This is a genomic window from Streptomyces sp. 8N706, from assembly GCF_052245415.1.
GTDB lineage: Bacteria > Actinomycetota > Actinomycetes > Streptomycetales > Streptomycetaceae > Streptomyces.
The window spans coordinates 68,722-88,701 of sequence record NZ_JBQQBW010000010.1; the positions used below are offsets into that span (position 1 = coordinate 68,722).

18 protein-coding genes and 1 pseudogene are annotated in these 19,980 nt (G+C 71.7%); 6 read left to right on the plus strand and 13 right to left on the minus strand.

The window, feature by feature from the left end:
- Window positions 1-20: 20 nt before the first annotated feature.
- The gene (locus ACTWQE_RS06625; protein WP_443327858.1) at window positions 21-689 is read left to right on the plus strand and encodes a lysophospholipid acyltransferase family protein; all 669 of its coding nucleotides are present in this window, start codon (window positions 21-23) and stop codon (window positions 687-689) included.
- Between the two features lie 409 nt (window positions 690-1,098).
- On the opposite strand, the gene ACTWQE_RS06630 is transcribed toward ACTWQE_RS06625, so the two are convergent.
- From ACTWQE_RS06630 to ACTWQE_RS06645, 4 genes are all read right to left on the minus strand, one after another.
- Window positions 1,099-1,923, minus strand: coding sequence for an alpha/beta fold hydrolase (locus ACTWQE_RS06630; RefSeq protein ID WP_443327859.1), 825 nt, complete (start codon window positions 1,921-1,923; stop codon window positions 1,099-1,101).
- A gap of 112 nt (window positions 1,924-2,035) precedes the next feature.
- Complete coding sequence (locus ACTWQE_RS06635) at window positions 2,036-3,007, minus strand: aldo/keto reductase (protein ID WP_443327860.1); 972 nt, start codon at window positions 3,005-3,007, stop codon at window positions 2,036-2,038.
- A gap of 1,103 nt (window positions 3,008-4,110) precedes the next feature.
- The gene (gene argH / locus ACTWQE_RS06640; protein WP_443327861.1) at window positions 4,111-5,559 is read right to left on the minus strand and encodes an argininosuccinate lyase; all 1,449 of its coding nucleotides are present in this window, start codon (window positions 5,557-5,559) and stop codon (window positions 4,111-4,113) included.
- A 102-nt stretch (window positions 5,560-5,661) separates the two neighbouring features.
- Window positions 5,662-6,855 (minus strand): argininosuccinate synthase, encoded by a 1,194-nt coding sequence (locus ACTWQE_RS06645; RefSeq protein WP_443327862.1) that lies wholly within the window; start codon window positions 6,853-6,855, stop codon window positions 5,662-5,664.
- A gap of 217 nt (window positions 6,856-7,072) precedes the next feature.
- Between ACTWQE_RS06645 and ACTWQE_RS06650 the strand changes: the two genes are divergently transcribed.
- From ACTWQE_RS06650 to ACTWQE_RS06660, 3 genes are read left to right on the plus strand one after another with little or no spacing between them, the layout of a single operon-like run.
- Complete coding sequence (locus ACTWQE_RS06650; RefSeq protein WP_443327863.1) at window positions 7,073-8,455, plus strand: ferredoxin reductase family protein; 1,383 nt, start codon at window positions 7,073-7,075, stop codon at window positions 8,453-8,455.
- Window positions 8,456-8,459: 4 nt separating this feature from the next.
- Window positions 8,460-9,017 carry an FMN-binding protein gene (locus ACTWQE_RS06655; RefSeq protein ID WP_443327864.1) on the plus strand — a complete coding sequence of 186 codons (558 nt, stop codon included), beginning with the start codon at window positions 8,460-8,462 and terminating at the stop codon, window positions 9,015-9,017.
- A gap of 31 nt (window positions 9,018-9,048) precedes the next feature.
- Window positions 9,049-9,783, plus strand: a complete 735-nt coding sequence (locus ACTWQE_RS06660; RefSeq protein WP_443327892.1) for an FAD:protein FMN transferase — start codon at window positions 9,049-9,051, stop codon at window positions 9,781-9,783.
- Window positions 9,784-10,186: 403 nt separating this feature from the next.
- Here the strand turns inward: ACTWQE_RS06660 and ACTWQE_RS06665 are convergent, their stop codons facing one another.
- The 8 genes from ACTWQE_RS06665 to ACTWQE_RS06700 form a co-directional block, all read right to left on the minus strand.
- Complete coding sequence (locus ACTWQE_RS06665; RefSeq protein ID WP_443327865.1) at window positions 10,187-10,723, minus strand: arginine repressor; 537 nt, start codon at window positions 10,721-10,723, stop codon at window positions 10,187-10,189.
- Between the two features lie 5 nt (window positions 10,724-10,728).
- Window positions 10,729-11,922: an acetylornithine transaminase gene (locus ACTWQE_RS06670; RefSeq protein WP_443327866.1), complete on the minus strand. Its 1,194-nt coding sequence runs from the start codon at window positions 11,920-11,922 to the stop codon at window positions 10,729-10,731.
- Entirely contained in the window at window positions 11,919-12,842 is a 924-nt protein-coding gene (gene argB, locus ACTWQE_RS06675) for an acetylglutamate kinase (protein WP_443327867.1), read from the minus strand. Before argB ends, ACTWQE_RS06670 begins: the two co-directional genes overlap by 4 nt.
- A complete protein-coding gene (argJ, locus tag ACTWQE_RS06680; RefSeq protein WP_443327868.1) occupies window positions 12,839-13,990 on the minus strand; it encodes a bifunctional glutamate N-acetyltransferase/amino-acid acetyltransferase ArgJ in 1,152 nt (383 codons plus the stop codon). The genes argB and argJ overlap by 4 nt, the downstream gene beginning before the upstream one ends.
- Window positions 13,987-14,115, minus strand: coding sequence for a hypothetical protein (locus tag ACTWQE_RS06685; protein WP_443327894.1), 129 nt, complete (start codon window positions 14,113-14,115; stop codon window positions 13,987-13,989). Before ACTWQE_RS06685 ends, argJ begins: the two co-directional genes overlap by 4 nt.
- A complete protein-coding gene (gene argC / locus ACTWQE_RS06690; RefSeq protein ID WP_443327869.1) occupies window positions 14,112-15,140 on the minus strand; it encodes an N-acetyl-gamma-glutamyl-phosphate reductase in 1,029 nt (342 codons plus the stop codon). The genes ACTWQE_RS06685 and argC overlap by 4 nt, the downstream gene beginning before the upstream one ends.
- A gap of 334 nt (window positions 15,141-15,474) precedes the next feature.
- On the minus strand, window positions 15,475-15,789 hold the full coding sequence (locus ACTWQE_RS06695) for a DUF4326 domain-containing protein (protein WP_443327870.1): 315 nt from the start codon (window positions 15,787-15,789) through the stop codon (window positions 15,475-15,477).
- A 204-nt stretch (window positions 15,790-15,993) separates the two neighbouring features.
- A complete protein-coding gene (locus tag ACTWQE_RS06700) occupies window positions 15,994-17,448 on the minus strand; it encodes an aminotransferase-like domain-containing protein (RefSeq protein WP_443327871.1) in 1,455 nt (484 codons plus the stop codon).
- Here ACTWQE_RS06700 and ACTWQE_RS06705 point away from each other — a divergent pair.
- A pseudogene (locus ACTWQE_RS06705) lies at window positions 17,447-18,341 on the plus strand (DMT family transporter). The gene ACTWQE_RS06700 and the pseudogene ACTWQE_RS06705 overlap by 2 nt on opposite strands.
- A 111-nt stretch (window positions 18,342-18,452) precedes the next feature.
- Window positions 18,453-18,659 (plus strand): DUF1918 domain-containing protein, encoded by a 207-nt coding sequence (locus ACTWQE_RS06710; protein WP_443327872.1) that lies wholly within the window; start codon window positions 18,453-18,455, stop codon window positions 18,657-18,659.
- A gap of 21 nt (window positions 18,660-18,680) precedes the next feature.
- Here ACTWQE_RS06710 and ACTWQE_RS06715 read toward each other — a convergent pair whose 3' ends face one another.
- Window positions 18,681-19,931: a glycoside hydrolase family 10 protein gene (locus ACTWQE_RS06715; RefSeq protein WP_443327873.1), complete on the minus strand. Its 1,251-nt coding sequence runs from the start codon at window positions 19,929-19,931 to the stop codon at window positions 18,681-18,683.
- Between the last annotated feature and the right edge of the window lie 49 nt (window positions 19,932-19,980).

The window sequence follows — 19,980 nt, forward strand, 5'->3', positions numbered from 1 at the left end:
CATCACGACCGGAGGGCCCGTTGTCCCGCATCCTGCTCAAGGCGTTTCTCGGATTGCTCATGCGCGTCCTGTTCCGCCCGAAGGTCGAGGGCGTGGAGAACATCCCGGAGACCGGGCCGGTGATCCTCGCCGGAAACCACGTCACCTTCATCGACTCGATGTTCCTGGCCCTGACCGTGAAGCGGCAGGTCTTCTTCATCGGCAAGGACGAGTACGTCAAGGGCAAGGGCGTCAAGGGCCGGCTGATGGCGTGGTTCTTCACCACCTCCGGCATGATCCCCGTCGACCGCGACGGCGGCCACGGCGGTGTCGCGGCGTTGATGACGGGCCGCCGTGTGCTGGAGGAGGGCAAGGTCTTCGGTATCTACCCGGAGGGCACCCGCTCCCCCGACGGCCGTCTCTACCGCGGCCGTACGGGTGTTTCACGGCTGGCGCTGATGACCGGCGCACCGGTGATCCCGTTCGCGATGATCGGCATGGACAAGGTGCAGCCCGGCGGCAAGGGCCTGCCGCGGATCAGCCCGGTGACCATCCGCTTCGGCGAGCCGCTGGACTTCTCCCGCTACGACGGCATGGACCGCGACCGCTATGTGCTGCGGGCCGTCACCGACGAGGTCATGAGCGACGTCATGCGGCTGTCGGGCCAGGAGTACGTGGACATGTACGCCACCAAGGCGAAGGCCGCATAGCTCCCGCTCCTCCGTCGCGAGCGTCGCGACACTCCGATCGGCGCCGAGGGGCGCCGGCCTCGCTGTCCCGGGACGGACGACGCGGCCGGCGCCCCTCCGTCGTCCGACGCCCCTGTGCGATCCGGCTCAGGCGCGGGGCGGCGGGAGATTCCGAGGTACGCCTGGGGGGCCGCGGCGAGTGCGGAACGCCGCCACGATCAGCGTGCGGGCCCCCCTGCGCAGCGCGTTCACCCGGTACGGCGTTCCGCGGCACGCTCGGCGAAGTCGGCGCCGATGAACCAAGCCGGGACCGCGGTCGCGAACAGCACCGTCACCACCGGCACCGCGACCGCGACCGTGCCAGGCGTCAGGCGTCAGTCCCCAGTCCTCATCCGTCGGTCCTCCGGCATACCGCCACAGACCTGAAGCGTCAGGCGAAATGGTCCAGCAGAGTGGCGGTCAGTTCGGCCGGAGCGTCCTCCTGGACGAGGTGGCCCGCGCCGGGGACGAGATGAAGCCGGGCACCGGGGATCACGGTGGCGAGTTCCCGGCCCCGTTCCTGGGGAATCCAGGTGTCGTCGGCGCCCCAGCAGACCAGTACCGGCAGGGCGATCTCCCCGTAGCGACCCTCCATCTCCTGGGTGTGGCGCTGATCCGCCTGGGCGATCTGGCGGTAGAACGCAGGCTGTCCGCTGTCGCCGAGCCAGGGATCGACGAGGCGGTCGAGGGTCCGCGGGTGCAGGCCCGGGCCGCTGGCGGAGCTGACGTACTCGCGGACCAGCGCTCGGTGCAGAGCGGGCGGGAGCTGCTCGAACACCGGCGCGTGCTCTCCGACCAGCCGGAAGAACGGCGAGCCCCACGGCGCGAGGGCCACGGGGTCGACCAGGGCCAGCCGGCGGTAGCGGGCGCCGTGCAGCAGATGGGCCCGCAGGGCCACGGCACCACCGAAGTCATGGGCCACCACCAGCGGTTCATCGAGCTCCCAGTGGTTCAGCAGCTCGGTGAAGACGCCGCCCTGCGCCGCCAGGGAGACGTCCTGGCCGGCGTACTTCTCCGAGGCGCCGTAGCCGGGCATGTCCCATACGAAGACCTGGTGGCGGTGGGCGAGCGAGCGCGCGATGGCACGCCAGACGTACGAGGAGAACGGAGTGCCGTGCAGCAGGACGACGGGCGGCTTCCCCGCCTCACCGAGGCGGGTCCAACGGACCTCGCCCGAAGCGCTCCGATACGTCTCCTTCAGCGGCCAGTCGCTCACAGCTGTGCCACCCTCCGATCGTTGGAATGTCGCCCCATCGCCACATCGCCACATCGCCGCATCGCTGCGCCGTCGTGTCGTCGTGTCGTCGTGTCGTCGTGGAGCGCAGTGCTCAGGCCCAGGGCAGCCCGGACCGGTGCTCCCAGTAGGCGGCGGGCTGCTCCGCGAGATCCATGAGGCGGGCCGACCGGTCGTCGTCGAGGCGGAGAGCCGAGGCGGCGAGGTTGGCGGCCAGCTGACCGGTCGTGGCAGCGCCGGAGAGGACGGTCCCCGCCCACGGCTGCCGCAGAACCGCGGCCAGGGCGACGGCGTCGCATCCCACGCCCGCCTCCTCCGCGACCCGTCTCACCGCCGACGGCGCGTCCGGGCCCGCCAGACGGCCGTTGGCCATGGCTTCCTTGACGATCACCCACAGGCCGGCCTCACGGGCCTCGGCCAGGGCCGGGCCCGCCGAGGTCTCCAGCAGGTTGTAGGTGGCCTGGACGGTGCGGAAGAGCGGCTCGCCCTCCACCGTGACCTCGAGGGCGGCGCGGATCGTGTCGGCCTGGGCGGGACCGCTGGTGGTCAGCCCCACCGTGACGCCCTCCGCCGCCAGCCGCGCCAGGCGGTCGTGCAGCGCGGGGTCGTCGAGCGCGGGGCTGTCCGGGGTGACGGAGTGGACCTGGTACAGATCGAGGCGTGCACCGAGCAGCGCCCGGGTCTCGGCGTACTGCCGGTCGAAGGCCGCGACGCTGTGGTCCTTGACCTCGTGCACCTCGGCGTCCGTGCGCCAGTCAGCGGTGTAGGTGTAGCCCCACTTGCTGCCGACCACGACGTCCTCGGCGTCCGGGCGCCGTCCCAGCCAGTCGGCGAGAAACTCCTCCGACCGCCCGTACGACCGCGCGGCGTCCACATAGCGCACCCCCTGCGCGTACGCCGCGTCCAGCAGCGCGTGGGTGCGCTCGCGCAGGGCGTCGACCGAGCGCTCGGCCGGAAGGTCCCGCTCACGGCCGAGGGTGATGTACCCGGGACGGCCGACCGCGGCCAGGCCGAGTCCGATACGCGCCGTCGGCGCGGTCGCTTCTGCAAGGCGGGCGAAGGCCATGGCGGGGCCCCTGTACAGGTGGTTCGGCGGGCGGACGCCAGCCACGGTAGCCGATGCCGCGACCGGGCCGTGCGGCACCGAACCACCGGGGCTCGCGCGGGGGGTGTCCCCACCGTCTCCGCACCGGTCGTGTCCTCACGCCCCCTCACGCGCGTCCTCCCCGGTGAAGGGCCGGGGGCCGCCGCCCCGTCGCAACGGAGCGGCGGCCCCTGAGGTCCTCGACCCCGCTGGTACGTCTCACCGCCGAGCCTGCATCCCATCCCGGCGCCCGAGTGTGGCCCTACGGAAGGACATCTGCCGTATCCCTCGCGCCCGTTCGCCCCAAGGGCGGCCCGGCCCACCGATTTCGACTGGAAGAAGAAACGGTCAATGGCGGGCCGCCGTACAAACACCGTCGATACCGAACCGCATTTTCCGGTGGTTCCGTCTCCGGCTGGTACGCCCGGGACGAGCGCGCCAAATGCCGACCCATTCTCCACCCGGGCAGGAGGATTCACCCCCTACCTGCGTGTGACGCAGTTCGACATGCGACAGGTCATATCTCTACGGCCTTCGCTCACGCCGGGAATAGCGGCCGTAAAGCATAGCGAACGAACTCACCGTGGAACAACGGAATTATCCGTAAGCACCCGCCGGTCTGCGGCCCTCCGGATGAAAGGTCGCGTGATGGTCGTCGTTCATGCTGCTACCGGCCATGAACAGGTCGCGGGCCGCTGTGGCCGCCGACCGCCCGGCTGTGAACAGTCGTGCTGTGGTGATGCCGCTGAAAAACCTTTCCATGACGTCGCCCCCCACCTCGTCGTGCCTATCAACCGCGTGCCTCAACACCATCGCTGCCTCCCCACAGCAGGGCGGTCATCGGTCCCCGGACACACCTCTCCCCTCGTCCGGGCAGAACAAGGCAGAGGAGTTCCGGTCGCGCACCCGCCGCGATCAACTTGATAGAAATTCTACGGGGAGGCACTGACAACGAAGCCACCCATTTCCTCGGGTGAGGAGCCGGGTGGCTATGTGTGGGAAGAAGGTTCCTCCTGGGCCGCGACGCCGTGGAAAGCCCTCTTCACGGGTTCACGACATTCCCGGCGGCGGCCAGGTGGCGCGTATCAGCCCTTGGCCGTGGCCCACTGCCGCTGCCGGGCGAGATCGGCCTTCACCTCGGCGAGTTGGGCCGCCACCGCGGACGGCGCCGTGCCACCGCGGCCGTTGCGCGAGGCGAGCGCGCCCGGCACGTTCAGGACCGTACGCACCTCGGGGGTGAGGTGCGGGGAGATGGTGGCGAACTGCTCGTCGGTGAGCCGGTCGAGCTCGATGCCGTGCGCCTCGCACTCCTTGACGCACTCGCCCGCGACCTCATGGGCGACGCGGAAGGGGACTCCCTGCTTGACCAGCCATTCGGCGATGTCCGTGGCGAGGGAGAACCCCGCGGGGGCCAGCTCCTCCATACGCTCGCGATTGACCGTGAGGGTCGCCATCATCCCGGTGAAGGCGGGCAGCAGGACCTCGAGGGTGTCGCAGGAGTCGAAGACGGGCTCCTTGTCCTCCTGCAAGTCGCGGTTGTACGCGAGCGGGAGGGCCTTGAGGGTGGCCAGCAGCCCGGTGAGGTTGCCGATCAGACGGCCGGACTTGCCGCGCGCCAGCTCCGCGATGTCGGGGTTCTTCTTCTGCGGCATGATCGACGAGCCGGTGGAGAAGGCGTCGTGGAGGGTGACGAAGGAGAACTCCTTCGTGTTCCAGATGATGATCTCCTCGGCGATCCGGGACAGATCGATGCCGATCATCGCGGTGATGAAGGCGAACTCGGCGACGAAGTCGCGGGAGGCCGTGCCGTCGATGGAGTTGCCCGAGGAGCCGTGCTCGAAGCCGAGGTCGGCGGCGACCGCCTCGGGGTCCAGCCCGAGCGAGGACCCCGCGAGAGCGCCCGATCCGTACGGCGAGACGGCCGTCCGCTCGTCCCACTGGCGCAGCCGCTCCGCGTCCCGGCTCAGCGCCTGGACATGGGCGAGGACATGGTGGGCGAAGAGGACCGGCTGGGCGTGCTGGAGGTGGGTACGGCCCGGCATGGCCACGTCCGGATGGGCCTCGGCGAGACCGATCAGCGCCTCCTGGAGGTCGGCGACGAGTCCGCCGATGATCCGGGCGTGGTCGCGCAGATACATCCGGAAGAGGGTGGCCACCTGGTCGTTGCGGGAGCGGCCGGCCCGGAGCTTGCCTCCGAGGTCGGGGCCGAGCCGCTCCAGCAGACCGCGCTCCAGGGCAGTGTGCACGTCCTCGTCCGCGATGGTGCCGGTGAACGTGGAGTCGGCGACATCGGCTTCCAGCCGGTCCAGGCCGGTGAGCATCCGCTCCAGCTCGTCGGCGGTCAGGAGCCCGGCCTTGTGGAGCACGCGCGCGTGGGCACGGGACCCGGCGATGTCGTACGGGGCGAGCCTCCAGTCGAAGTGGACGGACGCCGAGAGCTTGGCCAGCGCCTCGGCGGGGCCGTCGGCGAATCGCCCGCCCCAGAGCCGGACGTCGCCGGCCGTCCTGTCCGTCGACTCAGCGCCGTTGCTCACTGCTCTGCTCCTCGTGGCTGGGATGGTGCAGCCGCCTCCCCGCCGGGGGCGGAGAGGCGGCGGTGGTACGGGAGGTTACCGTCGGTGCCGTCGGGCGGCCCGTCAGGCCAGGTCGCGCTTGGACGCGATCTTCGAGGACATGCCGAAGATCTCGATGAAGCCCTTGGACAGCGACTGGTCGAACGTGTCACCGGTGTCGTACGTGGCGAGGTTGAAGTCGTAGAGCGACTCCTCGGACCGGCGTCCGGTGACCACGGCCCGGCCGCCCTGGAGGGTCATCCGGATGTCACCCGACACATGGGCGTTGGCCTCGGAGATGAACCCGTCCAGCGCGCGCTTCAGCGGAGAGAACCACAGACCGTCGTAGACGAGCTCGCTCCACCGCTGCTCGACCTGCCGCTTGTAGCGGGCGAGTTCACGCTCGACGGTGACGTTCTCCAGCTCCTGGTGGGCGGTGATCAGCGCGATCGCACCCGGCGCCTCGTAGATCTCCCGGGACTTGATGCCCACGAGCCGGTCCTCGACCATGTCGATCCGGCCGATGCCCTGGGCGCCCGCCCGGTCGTTGAGCTGCTGGATGGCCTGGAGCACCGTGACCGGCTTGCCGTCGATGGCGACCGGCACGCCCTCCTTGAAGGTGATGATCACCTCGTCGGCCTCGCGCGGCGTGGCCGGGTTCTGGGTGTACTCGTAGACGTCCTCGATCGGCGCGTTCCAGATGTCCTCCAGGAAGCCGGTCTCCACGGCCCGCCCGAAGACGTTCTGGTCGATGGAGTACGGGGACTTCTTGGTGGTCGCGATCGGGAGGTTCTTCTCCTCGCAGAAGGCGATGGCCTTGTCCCGGGTCATCGCGTAGTCCCGCACCGGGGCGATGCACTTCAGGCCGGGGGCGAGGGAGGAGATCCCCGCCTCGAACCGCACCTGGTCGTTGCCCTTGCCCGTGCAGCCGTGCGCCACGATGCCGGCGCCGTGCTTCTGGGCGGCGGCGACGAGGTGCTTGACGATGGTCGGCCGGGAGAGGGCCGAGACCAGCGGGTAGCGGTCCATGTAGAGGGCGTTGGCCTTGATCGCCGGGAGGCAGTACTCGTCGGCGAACTCGTCCTTGGCGTCGGCGACCTCGGCTTCGACAGCACCGCAGGCGAGTGCGCGCTTGCGGATGACGTCCAGGTCCTCGCCGCCCTGGCCGACGTCCACGGCAACGGCGATGACCTCGGCGCCCGTCTCCTCGGCGATCCAGCCGATGGCGACGGAGGTGTCCAGGCCGCCCGAATAGGCGAGTACGACGCGCTCGGTCACGGGTTTCTCCTTACGGTGCATACGCTGACGGGTATAAGTATGCAGCACTCCGTATGTTTCGTCAATGCGCTCCAGCGGTGCGGCGTACGGCGCCCCCCAACGCACCCAACCGGTCCCGCGAATGAGCATCCGCGGCCACCCGTGCGTATCAGTGGGTGACCCCGGCCCTTCGTAGCCCGTGCCGGGGCGCTCCAGGGAGGGCGGGACCTTGGCGACGATGCAGATCATTCAGGAGACCGGCCGGGCAGCCCGGCGCCGGGCGGAACAACGGATGCGGCCACGCCGCTCCCCCGCGACACCCCTTCTCGTGCTCCTCTGGGCAGGGGCCGTCGCGGTGATCGGATTGTGGTGGCACACCACCACCGCCGTCGCGGCCACCGCCGACTGGCTCACCGGGGCAGGGAGGATCACCGGTCTGCTGGCCGGTTACGCCACGGCCGTGGTGATCGCCCTGATGGCGCGGGTGCCCGCGCTGGAGCGGAGGGTCGGCTCCGACCGGGTGGCGCGATGGCACGCGATGGCGGGCCGCTACACGGTGTTCCTGGTGATCGCCCACTTCGTGCTGATCCTGTGGGGCTACGCCGCCCAGGCCGGGACGGGGGTGGTGGAACAGGCCGTCACCGTCGTCCTCGACTATCCCGACATGATCGAGGCCACGGTGGGGACAGCCCTGCTGCTGACCGTCGGGGCGGTCTCGGCCGGAGCCGTCCGCCGCAGGCTGCGCTACGAGAGCTGGTACTACCTCCATCTGCTCACCTACGCCGCCGTCTATCTGGCCTTCTGGCACCAGCTGACCACCGGCTCGGAGTTCGCGGCCGTCCCCGCGGCCCGCACCGGCTGGTACGCGCTGTACGGCACGGTGACCGCGCTGGTGCTGTGGTACCGCGTCCTCGCTCCCGTACGCCTCAACCTCCGGCACCGGCTGCGGGTGGAATCCACCGTCCGGGAGGCCCCGGGCATCCTCTCGGTGATCATCCGCGGACGGCGGCTGGACCGGCTCGGCGCGGAGGCCGGGCAGTTCTTCCGTTGGCGCTTCCTCGCACCCAAACTGCGCTGGACCTCGAATCCGTACTCGCTCTCGGCCCCGCCGGGCTCGGGTCTGCTGCGCATCACCGTCAAGGAGGCCGGTGACCACAGCGCGGCGCTGGCCTCCCTGCGCCCCGGGACCAGGGTGTGGGCGGAGGGGCCGTACGGTGCCCTCACCGCCGCCCGCCGGCAACGCGGCCGGGGTGCCAAGGTGCTGCTGCTCGCCGGAGGCGCCGGGATCACCCCGCTGCGCGCGCTCTTCGAGACGATTCCGGCGAGCCCTGGGGACCTGACCCTGCTCTACCGGGCGCGCAGCCAGGAGGACCTGGCTCTGTGGGGCGAGTTGGAGACGATCGCGAGGACGCGCAAGGCGCGGTTGCTGTACGCGGTGAACGGGCCGGACGGCGCCCGTCCCGAGATCAGCGCGGAGGCCCTGAGCCGCATGCTGCCCGACATCGAACGGCACGACGTGTTTCTGTGCGGGCCCCCCGGTCTGGCCGAGGAGTCCTACGCCGCACTGCGCGAGGCCGGAGTCCCGGCACGCCGTATCCACCACGAGTCCTTCGAATTGTGAGGCCATGAAAAAGCACCCGATACGCCGCATCCTGCTGAGCACCGCAGCCACCGTGTCCGGCGTCGTCCTGTTGCTGGCCCTCAAGTCGCCGGGGATGCCGGGGACTTCCGCGCAGGCCGGGGCTCCCGCGGCGGGGGTGACGGCCCCGGCGGAGCCCCAGCAGCCGGCCGGGGGCACCGCACCGTCCGGTCCTCAGCAGCCGGGACAGCAGGGGCAGCCGCAGAATCCCGGTCCACCGAACGCCGGGCAGCAGGGGGAGCAACCCCCGTCCGGGGGCGGGCAGGCCGCTCGTACGGTCACCGGCAAGGCGGTGAAGACCGACTACGGACCGGTACAGGTCCGGATCACCCTGGCCGGAGGCCGTATCACCGCGGCCGACGCGGTGCAGGCCCCGTCGTCCAACCCGCGGTCCCAGCAGATCACCTCCTCCGCGGTGCCGCAGCTCGGCAAGGAGACGATGGCGGCCCAGAGCGCGGAGATCGACGCCGTCTCCGGCGCCACGTACACCAGTGAGGGCTATATCGGGTCCCTGCAGAGCGCCCTGGACGAGGCCGGTGTCTGACCTCCGGCGGGTGCGCCGGGTCGAGCACGCGATGGGCACGGTCTTCTCGTTCGACATCCGCGGGGAGGGGGCCGCGCAGGCGGGAGCGGCGGTGGAGGCGGCGGCGCGCTGGCTGCACCGGGTGGACGCGCTGTTCTCCACCTACAAGCCGGGGAGCGAGCTGAGCAGACTGGCGCGCGGGGAGTTGACCCAGGCCGAGTGCGACCCGCTGATCTCGGAGGTGCTGTCGCTGTGCGAGTCCGCCGAGGCGCGGAGCTACGGCTGGTTCAACGCCCGGTACGCGGGTGGCCTCGACCCCACAGGGCTGGTCAAGGGCTGGGCGGTGGAGCGCGCCTCACTGCTGCTCACCGCGGCCGGGGTCCCGGACACCTGCATCAACGGCGGCGGGGACATCCAGTTGAGCGGTTACCGCGAGCCGGGCAGACCTTGGCGGATCGGCATCAGTGATCCGCTCCACCCGGGGCGGTTCGTGACCGTGGTGGAGGGTGCGGGCGAGCTGGCCGTCGCCACCTCGGGCACGGCGGAGCGGGGCTGCCATGTGCTGGACCCGTACACCGGCGCTCCGCCCCGGCACGGGCTGGTCTCGGTCACCGTGCTGGCCCGCGGCCTGACCGCGGCGGACGCCTGGGCCACGGCGGCCTTCTCCTGGGGCTCCGGTGCCCGCGAGTGGCTCGAGGAACTCCCGGACGTGGAGGCCTTCGCCGTCACCGCCGACGGCGGTACGTGGTGCACCGCCGGTTTCGGCCAGTTCGCCAAGGTGGGCTGAGCAGGTCCGGAAACGGGCGCACGGGGGGCTAGGGCGTGTTTCGAAAGTCCCGCCTGGCTCGCGACGCCTGGCACGCACGCTCGCTGCGTTGTCGGGCTCGTCCGAGTACGCCCAGTACGAGGACGACCCTCCGCCTTGCGATCGCACGCACCAGCCGCCGCGACCCCCACCCTTCGGGCGGACGGCGCTACTTTCGAAACCCGCCCTAGAGGGACGGCGTGCGGGCTACGGCGGACGCGCGGCAGCGGAGCGGCCGACGCCGGAGCAGACGGATGTCCCGTGGCCGGTTGCCGCCGGACTGCCCCGAACACGGGTGCGGCCGACGCCGGAGCGGCGCGACGTCCGGAGCCGCCGCTGGAGCGGCCCCGTCTCCGAAGCCGCCGGCGCCGGAGCGGCGCGATCGTCAGCGCGCCTTCTGCGCCAGCCGCAGCAGGTGGTCGGCGAGGGCCTGGCCGCCGTCCGCGGCCCGGCTGATGAGCAGCAGCGTGTCGTCACCGGCGATGGTGCCGATGATCTCGTGCACCCCCGCCTGGTCGATGGCCGAGGCGAAGAACTGCGCCGCGCCCGGCGGGGTCCGCAGGACGACGAGGTTGGCCGAGGCCTCCGCGGAGATCAGCAGTTCACCGGCCAGCCGCGCCATACGTGCCTCGCTCGCGGACTCGCCGAGGGGTGCGCGTGGCGTACGGTCGCCGCCCTCGGACGGCACCGCGTAGATCAGCTCGCCGCCGGTGTTACGGATCTTCACCGCGCCCAGCTCGTCCAGATCGCGGGAGAGCGTCGCCTGGGTGACGGAGAGTCCGTCGTCGGAGAGCAGCTTGGCGAGCTGACTCTGCGACCGCACCGGCTGCCGGTTCAGGATGTCGACAATCCGCCGGTGGCGGGCGGTGCGGGTCTGCGGCACGGCCTGCCCGCCGTGCTCGGTGTCCTGCGCCTCGGTCATCGTCGTCAGTCTCCGGATCGTCGGTCCCCGTCTGCGGCATCGAGGACGGCCGGGAGGGCCCGGAGGAACGTGTCCACCTCGTCGTCACCGACGATCAGCGGCGGGACCAGCCGCACCACATCGGGCGCGACCGCGTTCACCAGGAGACCGGCTTCCTGAGCCGCCCGCTGCACCTGCGGCGCAGCGGACTCGGTGAGCACGATACCCAGCAGCAGCCCCGCGCCACGGACATGGCCGACGAGCGGGTGGCCGAGTGCCTCGATGCCGGAGCGCAGCCGTTCGCCGGTCCGCTTCACCTGGTCGAGGATTCCCTGGTCCCGGATGGTGTCGAGCACCGCCAGCGCGGCGGCGCAGGCGACCGGGTTCCCGCCGAAGGTCGAGCCGTGCTGACCGGCCGTCAGCAGGTCCGCGGCCTCCCCGAACGCCACGGTCGCGCCGATCGGCAGACCGCCGCCCAGGCCCTTGGCGAGGGTGATGACATCCGGCTCGACGCCCTGGGCCTGGTGCTCGAACCAGTGGCCGGTGCGGCCGATGCCGGTCTGGATCTCGTCGACGACCAGCAGCGTGCCGGTGGCGCGGGTGATCTCCCGGGCCTCGGCCAGATACCCCTTGGGCGGTACGACGACGCCGTTCTCGCCCTGCACCGGCTCGACGATCACCAGTGCGGTGTCGGTGGTGACGGCCGCGCGCAGCGCCTCGGCGTCCCCGTACGGGACGTGCGTGACCTCGCCGGGCAGAGGCAGGAAGGGGTCCTGCTTGGACGGCTGGCCGGTGAGGGCGAGCGCCCCCATGGTCCGCCCGTGGAAGCCGCCGACGGTGGCGACCATATGCGTACGGCCCGTGCGCCGCCCGATCTTGAAGGCCGCTTCGACCGCCTCGGCACCGGAGTTGGAGAAGTACACTCGCCCCGGGCGGCCGAGGAGCTGGAGCAGCCGTTCGGCGAGGGCGACGGGGGGCTCGGCGACGAAGAGGTTGGAGACATGGCCGAGGGTGGCGATCTGGTCGGACACGGCCCGGAAGACGGCGGGGTGGGCGTGGCCGAGGGCGTTGACGGCGATGCCTCCGACGAAGTCGGTGTACTCCTTGCCGTCCGCGTCCCAGACCGTGGCGCCCTCGCCGCGGACCAGCGGCAGCCGCGGGGTGCCGTAGTTGTCCATCAGCGCGCCCTGCCAGCGCTGGGTCAGTTCCTGGTTGCTCATGACTCCCCCTGTGTCGCCGTCGTGTGGTGCGCGTTCCCGTCCGGCACGACCATCGTGCCGACGCCCTCGTCGGTGAAGATCTCCAGCAGGATCGAGTGCTGCACCCGCCCGTCGATCACCCGGGCGGTGGTGACCCCGTTGCGTACGGCGTGCAGACAGCCCTCCATCTTCGGGACCATGCCGCTGGCCAGGTCGGGAAGCAGCTTCTCCAGCTCGGTGGCGGTGAGCCGGCTGATGACGTCGTCGCTGTTCGGCCAGTCCTCGTACAGCCCCTCGACATCGGTGAGGACCATCAGGGTCTCGGCGTTCAGCGCGGCGGCGAGGGCGGCCGCGGCGGTGTCGGCGTTGACGTTGTAGACATGCCCGTCGTCGGCGCTGCGGGCGATGGAGGACACCACGGGGATCCGGCCGTCGTCCAGCAGGGCCTGGATGGCACCGGTGTCGATCTCGGCGATCTCGCCGACCCGGCCGATGTCCACCCGCTCGCCGTCGATCTCGGCGTACCGCTTGGTGGCCGTCATCGTATGGGCGTCCTCACCGGTCATCCCGACGGCCAGCGGGCCGTGCTGGTTGAGCAGACCGACCAGCTCGCGCTGCACCTGCCCGGCCAGGACCATCCGTACGACGTCCATGGCCTCGGGCGAGGTGACCCGCAGTCCGGCCTTGAACTCCGAGACCAGGCCGAGCTTGTCGAGATGGGCGCTGATCTGCGGACCGCCGCCGTGCACGACGACCGGCTTGAGGCCCGCGTGCCGCAGGAAGACCACGTCCTGCGCGAACGCGGCCTTCAGCTCGTCGTCGATCATGGCGTTGCCGCCGAACTTGATGACGACGGTCCTGCCGTGGTGGCGGGTCAGCCAGGGCAGCGCCTCGATGAGGGTCTGCGCTTTGGGAAGGGCGGTGTGCTTGCGTGCGGTCATGAGGAGTACGCGCTGTTCTCGTGGACGTAGTCGGCGGTGAGGTCGTTGGCCCAGATGACCGCGGACTCACTGCCCTCGGCCAGGTCGGCGGTGATGTCGACTTGGCGGTAGCGCATGTCGACGAGATCACGGTCCTCGCCCACCGAGCCGTTCCGGCACACCCACACGCCGTTGATGGCGACGTTCAGCCGGTCCGGGTCGAACGCGGCGGAGGTGGTGCCGATCGCGGACAGCACCCGGCCCCAGTTGGGGTCCTCGCCGTGGATCGCGCACTTGAGGAGGTTGTTACGGGCGATGGAGCGCCCGACCTCCACGGCGTCGTCCTCGCTCGCGGCGCCCACCACCTCGATGCGGATGTCCTTGGACGCGCCCTCGGCGTCGCGGATGAGCTGACGGGCGAGGTCGTCGCAGACCGCCCGTACCGCCTCGGCGAACTCGTCGTAGCGGGGGGTGACGGCGGAGGCGCCGGAGGCGAGCAGCAGCACGGTGTCGTTGGTCGACATGCAGCCGTCGGAGTCGACCCGGTCGAAGGTCGTACGGGTCGCGGCGCGCAGGGCCTTGTCGAGCTCCGGGGCATCGACGGCGGCGTCGGTGGTCAGGACGACGAGCATGGTGGCCAGCCCGGGGGCGAGCATGCCCGCGCCCTTGGCCATGCCGCCGACGGTCCAGCCGGTGCCTTCGACGACGGCCGTCTTGTGCACGGAGTCGGTGGTCTTGATGGCGACGGCGGCCTTCTCACCACCGTGGGAGGAGAGTTCGGCCGCCGCCTTCTCGACGCCGGGCAGCAGCTTGTCCATGGGAAGCCGGAGGCCGATCAGCCCCGTGGAGGCCACGGCGACCTCGGCCGCGCTCCCGCCGAGCACGTCGGCGACCTTCTCGGCGGTGGCGTGGGTGTCCTGGAAGCCGAGCGGACCGGTGCAGGCGTTGGCGCCGCCGGAGTTGAGGACCACGGCCGAGACCTGGCCGCCCTTGAGGACCTGCTCGGACCAGAGGACGGGAGCGGCCTTGACGCGGTTGGAGGTGAAGACGCCGGCAGCGGCCCGGCGCGGGCCGTTGTTGACGACGAGAGCCAGGTCGGGGCTGCCGTTCTCCTTGATCCCGGCGGCGATGCCCGCCGCCGTGAATCCCTGTGCTGCCGTGACGCTCACGGTGCCTCCTTCTTCACTCCGCCGCACCCGCGGCCGATGTCCCCGTCGCCCGCGCGGCACAGTGGCGCGGCACTCGTGACCGGCGTGATCGTCCGCAGCCCGGCGGCTGCGCGGGCGTCACTCACGGTGCGACTCCGATCGTGGAAAGACCCGTGTCCTCGGGGAGTCCGAGGGCGAGGTTCATGCTCTGCACCGCACCGCCGGCGGTTCCCTTGGCGAGGTTGTCGATGGCGCTGATCACGACGATGCGGCCGGCGGCCTCGTCCAGGGCGACCTGGAGGTGTGCGGCGTTGGAACCATGGACTGCGGCGGTGGCCGGCCACTGGCCCTCCGGCAGCAGATGGACGAACGGTTCGGTGGCGAACGCCTTCTCGTACACCTCCCGCAGCCCCTCCGCCGTGGTCCCCGGCTTCGCCTTCGCGGTGCAGGTGGCGAGGATGCCCCGGGGCATCGGCGCGAGGGTCGGGGTGAACGAGACGGACACCCGCTCCCCCGCCGCGGCCGAGAGATTCTGGATCATCTCGGGGGTGTGACGGTGGCCGCCGCCGACGCCGTACGGGCTCATGGAGCCCATGACCTCGCTGCCCAGCAGATGCGGCTTGGGGGACTTGCCCGCGCCGGAGGTACCGGACGCGGCCACGATCACGGCCTCCGGCTCGGCCAGCCCGGCCGCGTACGCCGGGAAGAGCGCGAGGGAGACGGCGGTCGGGTAGCAGCCGGGGACCGCGATACGCCGGGCCCCCCGCAGCGCGTCGCGGGCCCCGGGCAGCTCGGGAAGGCCGTACGGCCACGTCCCCGCGTGCGGGGACCCGTAGAACCTCTCCCAGTCCGCCGCGTCCTGGAGCCGGAAGTCGGCGCCCATGTCGATGATCAGCACCGAGTCGCCGAGCTGCTCGGCGACGGCGGCGGACTGCCCGTGGGGCAGCGCCAGGAAGACCACGTCATGGTCCGCCAGGGCCTCGGCGGTGGTGGGCTCCAGCGTCCGGTCGGCGAGCGGCAGCAGGTGCGGCTGGACCGCGCCAAGCCTCTGACCTGCGTTGGAGTTCGCTGTGAGCGTGCCGACCTCGACCCCGGGGTGACCGGTCAGCAGACGCAGCACTTCCCCGCCCGCATATCCGCTCGCTCCGGCCACTGCCGCTCGCACTGCCATCGAAACCTCCTCATCGATGGCATGACTATACGGAATATTGCAGCTTTATGCAATGCGCGGAGCTCAGCATCCGGCCTGCCGCATGTGACTCAGCGCTTCAGTGGCCCTTCAGCGCTCGAGTCGGCCGCGTTGAGCACCGTGGTTGGCCCGGCATGATGGCGATCATGCACAGGGCCACCTGCATCGCTGAGTCACACCGGCCGCACCCGGCCCGGGCGAGCACCCACCCCCACGCTGCGCTGTCGACGTCAGCGCCGAGCACGCCCTGCGGGAGGACGATTCCCCGGCGGTCGGCCCGGGGTGAGCACCGGCCGCCCCGGCGTCCCGTCACCCCTCACTTCACCCCCGCGTCGGCGAGCTCGGCGATGACCTGGGCATGGCAGGACTTGGGTACGCACCAGCAGCCCAGCCTGTGCCCACGGAGTTCCGGGAGGAGGGCGAGGAGGTCCGGGCGGCCCAGAAGATATGCGCGGTACTTCTCGACCACCTCCTCCCGGGTGCCGTCGGGGCCGGGACGGAAGGGGCTGGCCAGCGGGGACCCCTCGAGATGCCGGCCGCCGCGGTGCATGGGGCGGCCGACGTAGATGACATCGGCGAACTCCGGATCGTCCAGATGGCCTTTGAGGTTGACGACCGTGGTCTTGCTCATGTCCTTCATCCTCGGCTGTCGGCCCGCGCCCGGCAGCTCGATCTCCACAGAACGGCCCCAGCCCCGCACCCCGGATACATTCCCTTGCGGCCAGGCCGGCCCGCACCGCGGGTGCGTTTCGAGCTCCGGCCGGAGGGGGCGGTGGTACCCGGCGGCAGGGAACCCCCGGCCGCGGTGGCGGCCCGGCCCGCGGCCTGCCCGCTGTCAGCCGGTCGCCTCGGCGCAGGCCGTACGGAGTCGGCGGACGCCCTCGGCGATCTCTCCCGTTCCCGCCACCCCGGCGAAGCTGAGCCTCAGATGGGCGGCGGGCGGCTCGGCGGCGAAATACGGTCTGCCGGGGGCGACGGCGACGCCCACACGCAGGGCCGCGGTCACCACCGTGTCCTCCCCCGCGCCGTCGGGCAGCCGCAACCACACGTGGTAGCCACCGGACGGGACATGGCCGGCGGCGAGGCCGGGGAGCTCCCGGCGCAGCTCGGCCGCCATGGCCTCCCGGCGGGTGCGGAGCTCCGCGGCCACGGTCCGCAGATGGCGGCCCCAGGCCGGGGCACCGACGAGTTCCACAGCCGCCTCCTGGAGGGGGCGCGGGACGAAGAAGCTGTCGACGACCTGGATCGCCCGCAGCCGGGACAGCACCGGACCGTGCGCCGCGAGCGCACCGACGCGCAGGCTCGCCGACGTGACCTTGGTCAGCGAGCGAACGTGGACCACGACGCCGTCGGAGTCGTCCGCGGCCAGCGGCGGTGGCAGCGCTCCGGCGTCCTCATGGGCCAGGTAGCGCGCGAAGTCGTCCTCCACCACGAAGCCTCCCGCCTCGCGCGCCGCCCTCAGGACCGCTTCGCGCCGCCGCGGCGACAGCACGGCCCCGGTCGGGTTCTGGAAGAGCGGCTGGCAGACGAAGACCCGGGCGCCGGTGGCCCGGAACGCCGCCGCGAGGAGTTCGGGCCGTACGCCCTCGGTGTCCACCGGGACCGGCACCGGGCGCAGCCCCGAGGCACGTGCCACCGCGAGCATTCCCGGGTAGGTGGGTGACTCGACCAGGACGGCGGCGCCGGGCGGAGCGAGCGCGCGCAGCGCCGTGGTGAGGGCGCTCTGGCCGCCGGCGGTCACCAGGACGTCGGACGCCCCGACCGGACCGGAGGGCCCGCCGATCTCACGGGCGAACCACTCCCGCAGTTCGGTCAGGCCTTCCACCGGCGGGCGGCCCCAGGCTCCCGGTCGGCGCCCCGCTCTGGCGAGCGCGGCGGCGAGGGCGCGCTCGGGCTGGAGTGCGGGATGCAGATAGCCACCGTTGAACTCGATGACGCCGGGAGGCGGCGCGGCCAGGGTCGCGAGCACGCCCGAGGCGTCGACGGTACGCGGCACGGGTTCCCCCGAAGCCGCCGCGGACTCGGCGCTGAGGGAGAGCTCCTGCCAGGACGTGTCGCGCGGCTCGGGGGCAGGGTCCCTCAGCCGGGCACGGAAGGCACCCGCGCCGGGGCGGGTGACGACCAGCCCCTCGGCAGCCAGGACGCCCAGCGCCCGCGTCACCGTCACGGGGCTCACCCGATAGCGGTCCACCAGCGCCCGACTGGACGGCAGCTTCTCTCCCGGCGAGTAGTGGTTGACCTCTTCGCGCAGGACACCGGCCAGTCCGTCAACACTGCTACGCTCGTGCATGACAGTACAAGATAGCGCTACTGAACCGTTGACGATAGCGGTCGGCAGCGGAACCGCCCTCGCCGCTCTCGGCGTGAGCGCCTTCTCGCTGACGTTCCCGGCGACGGCCTGGGCTCTGGAGGGCCTCGGCCCCTGGAGCGTGACGACCGTCCGCATGGTGCTGGCCGCGCTCATCGCCGGCGGCTGCCTGCTGGCCCTCCGTGCCCTTCCCCGAGCGCTGCCACCGAGCCGGTCTGCTCGTCGTGGCGGCGGGGGTCGTCATCGGTTTCCCGCTGCTGACGACCCTGGCTCTTCGGACCTCCTCGACCTCGCACGCCGCCGTGGTCGTCGGACTGCTCCCGCTCACCACGGCCGCCTTCTCGGCCGTACGCACCGGCGCCCGGCCGTCCCGTACCTTCTGGCTGGCCGCCCTCGCCGGAGCGGCTGTCGTCATCGCCTTCGCCCTGCTGCAGAGCGGCGGCGCCCCGGCCACCGGGGACCTGTATCTGTTCGCCGCCCTGCTGGTGTGCGCGGCGGGCTACACGGAGGGCGGACGGCTCGCCCGCCGCCTCCCCGGCTGGCAGGTCATCGCCTGGGCGCTGGTCCTCTGCCTCCCGGCGGCCGTCCCCGCCGCCGCTCTCGCACTCCACACCGAGCCCGTCCGGCTCTCGGCGCACGCGGTCGCCGGACTGCTCTGGCTCGCCGCGGGCTCGCAGTTCCTCGGCCTGGTGGTCTGGTACCGCGGCATGGCCGTGATCGGCGTCGCCAGGGCCAGCCAGCTCCAGCTCGCCCAGCCGCTGCTCACCCTGCTCTGGGCCGTGCTGCTGCTCGGCGAACACCTCACCCCCGCCGCCCCGCTGACCGCGCTCGCCGTCCTGCTGTGCATCGCGGTCACCCAGCGCGCGAGCACCTGAACGGACGCTTCGGCGGGGGTGCAAGGCGCGCTCACCGCCGTAGACTGACGAGAACGAAGCGCCCTATTCCACCCAGTGGCGCAGCCCCTCCCCCGACTGGAGGTCAACCGGATGGAAGCCAAGAAAGGCGACATGCTGGTCGTGCACGGCAGGACCGTCGGGCATCACGACCGGGAAGCGCAGATCGTCGAGGTCCTGGGGGACCACGGCGAGCCGCCGTACCGAGTGCGCTTCGAGGACGACGGCAAGGAGTGCCTGGTGTCCCCCGGTCCCGACTCGGTGGTGCTGCACAAGGGCGCGCCCCACCCGGGGCGCTGAGCCGCACGCGCCCCCCACGGCTCAGCGCGGCGGGCGCACCGGCGTCGGATAGTGGTCGGCGACCACCCGGGCCATCGCCCCGATCCGGTCGACGACCACTTCCTTGCCGGAGAAGAAGACATGGCCGCGCACCTGCGGCCAGTCCCTGTCGAACGTGAGATGGCGGGACAGCTCCGCCGGGTCCTGCCAGGGTGCGGGTTGCGCCGGGTCGCCCGCCTTGTAGAGGGCCTCACCGATGTACAGGTCGACCCCGGTGCCTTCGACGACGCCGGACCACCAGGGGACGAGGGTGGCGTAGTCGGCCGCCGCGAAGCCGATGTTCCAGTACACCTGCGGGACGATGTAGTCGATCCAGCCCTCGCGGACCCACATGCGGGTGTCGGCGTAGAGGTCGTCGTAGGTCTGCACCCCCGCCCGGGTGTCGGACCCGGCCGGGTCGGTGGTGCGGTTGCGCCAGACGGCGAAGGGGCTGATACCGAAGCGCACCTGGGGCTTGATCTCCTTGATCCGCGCGGCCGTCTCCCGTACCAGGCGGTCGGTGTTGTCGCGGCGCCACGCGGCCCGGTCGGGGAAGCCCTCCCCGTACTCGGCCCAGGCCGCGTCGTCGTCGAAGACCTGTCCGGCGGCGGGATAGGGGTAGAAGTAGTCGTCCCAGTGCACGGCGTCGACGGCGTAGTGCCGGACCGCGTGGAGCATGGCGTCCTGGACGAAGCGCCGGACCTCGGGCAGCCCGGGGTTGTAGTACAGCTTGCCGCCGTAGGGCACCACCCACTCCGGGTGCACGCGCGCGGGATGGCCGGGGACCAGGCGTAACGGGTCGGTGTGGTTGGCGATCCGGTACGGGTTGAACCACGCGTGCAGCTCCAGGCCGCGGCCGTGGGCCTCGTGCACCGCGAAGCCGAGCGGATCCCAGCCGGGGTCCTTGCCCTGCTCTCCCGTGAGGTACTGGGACCACGGCTCGTACGGGGACGGCCACAGTGCGTCCGCGGTCGGTCTGACCTGGAGCACCACGGCGTTCAGCCGCCGCTGTACCGCCGTGTCGAGGAAGCCGGCCAGCTCGGCCTGCTGCTGGTCCGCGGGCAGTCCGGGCCTGGAGGGCCAGTCGCGATTGGCGACGGTCGCGAGCCACATGCCCCGGAACTGCCGCTGCGAACGGCGCCCGCCGTTTCGCTTCCCGCGAGGGGCGTACGCCGTCGCGTCGCCCGCCATCGACGTTCCGGACAGTGCCACCGCAAGCCCGGCGGCTAAGCCTCTTCGAGTGATACGCGGCATTTGTCGCCCCTTCTTGGCTGGGTACGTCCCCCCGTACCGGCCCAGGATG

Coding starts and splice junctions, on each gene's coding strand:
- argB (WP_443327867.1), bottom strand. CDS start 12,842: ATGACCGCACGCAAGCACACCGCCCTTCCCAAAGCGCAGACCCTCATC.
- ACTWQE_RS06700 (WP_443327871.1), bottom strand. CDS start 17,448: ATGCACGAGCGTAGCAGTGTTGACGGACTGGCCGGTGTCCTGCGCGAA.
- ACTWQE_RS06665 (WP_443327865.1), bottom strand. CDS start 10,723: ATGACCGAGGCGCAGGACACCGAGCACGGCGGGCAGGCCGTGCCGCAG.
- ACTWQE_RS06670 (WP_443327866.1), bottom strand. CDS start 11,922: ATGAGCAACCAGGAACTGACCCAGCGCTGGCAGGGCGCGCTGATGGAC.
- ACTWQE_RS06715 (WP_443327873.1), bottom strand. CDS start 19,931: ATGCCGCGTATCACTCGAAGAGGCTTAGCCGCCGGGCTTGCGGTGGCA.
- ACTWQE_RS06710 (WP_443327872.1), top strand. CDS start 18,453: ATGGAAGCCAAGAAAGGCGACATGCTGGTCGTGCACGGCAGGACCGTC.
- argC (WP_443327869.1), bottom strand. CDS start 15,140: ATGGCAGTGCGAGCGGCAGTGGCCGGAGCGAGCGGATATGCGGGCGGG.
- ACTWQE_RS06650 (WP_443327863.1), top strand. CDS start 7,073: ATGCAGATCATTCAGGAGACCGGCCGGGCAGCCCGGCGCCGGGCGGAA.
- ACTWQE_RS06660 (WP_443327892.1), top strand. CDS start 9,049: ATGGGCACGGTCTTCTCGTTCGACATCCGCGGGGAGGGGGCCGCGCAG.
- ACTWQE_RS06655 (WP_443327864.1), top strand. CDS start 8,460: ATGAAAAAGCACCCGATACGCCGCATCCTGCTGAGCACCGCAGCCACC.
- ACTWQE_RS06635 (WP_443327860.1), bottom strand. CDS start 3,007: ATGGCCTTCGCCCGCCTTGCAGAAGCGACCGCGCCGACGGCGCGTATC.
- ACTWQE_RS06695 (WP_443327870.1), bottom strand. CDS start 15,789: ATGAGCAAGACCACGGTCGTCAACCTCAAAGGCCATCTGGACGATCCG.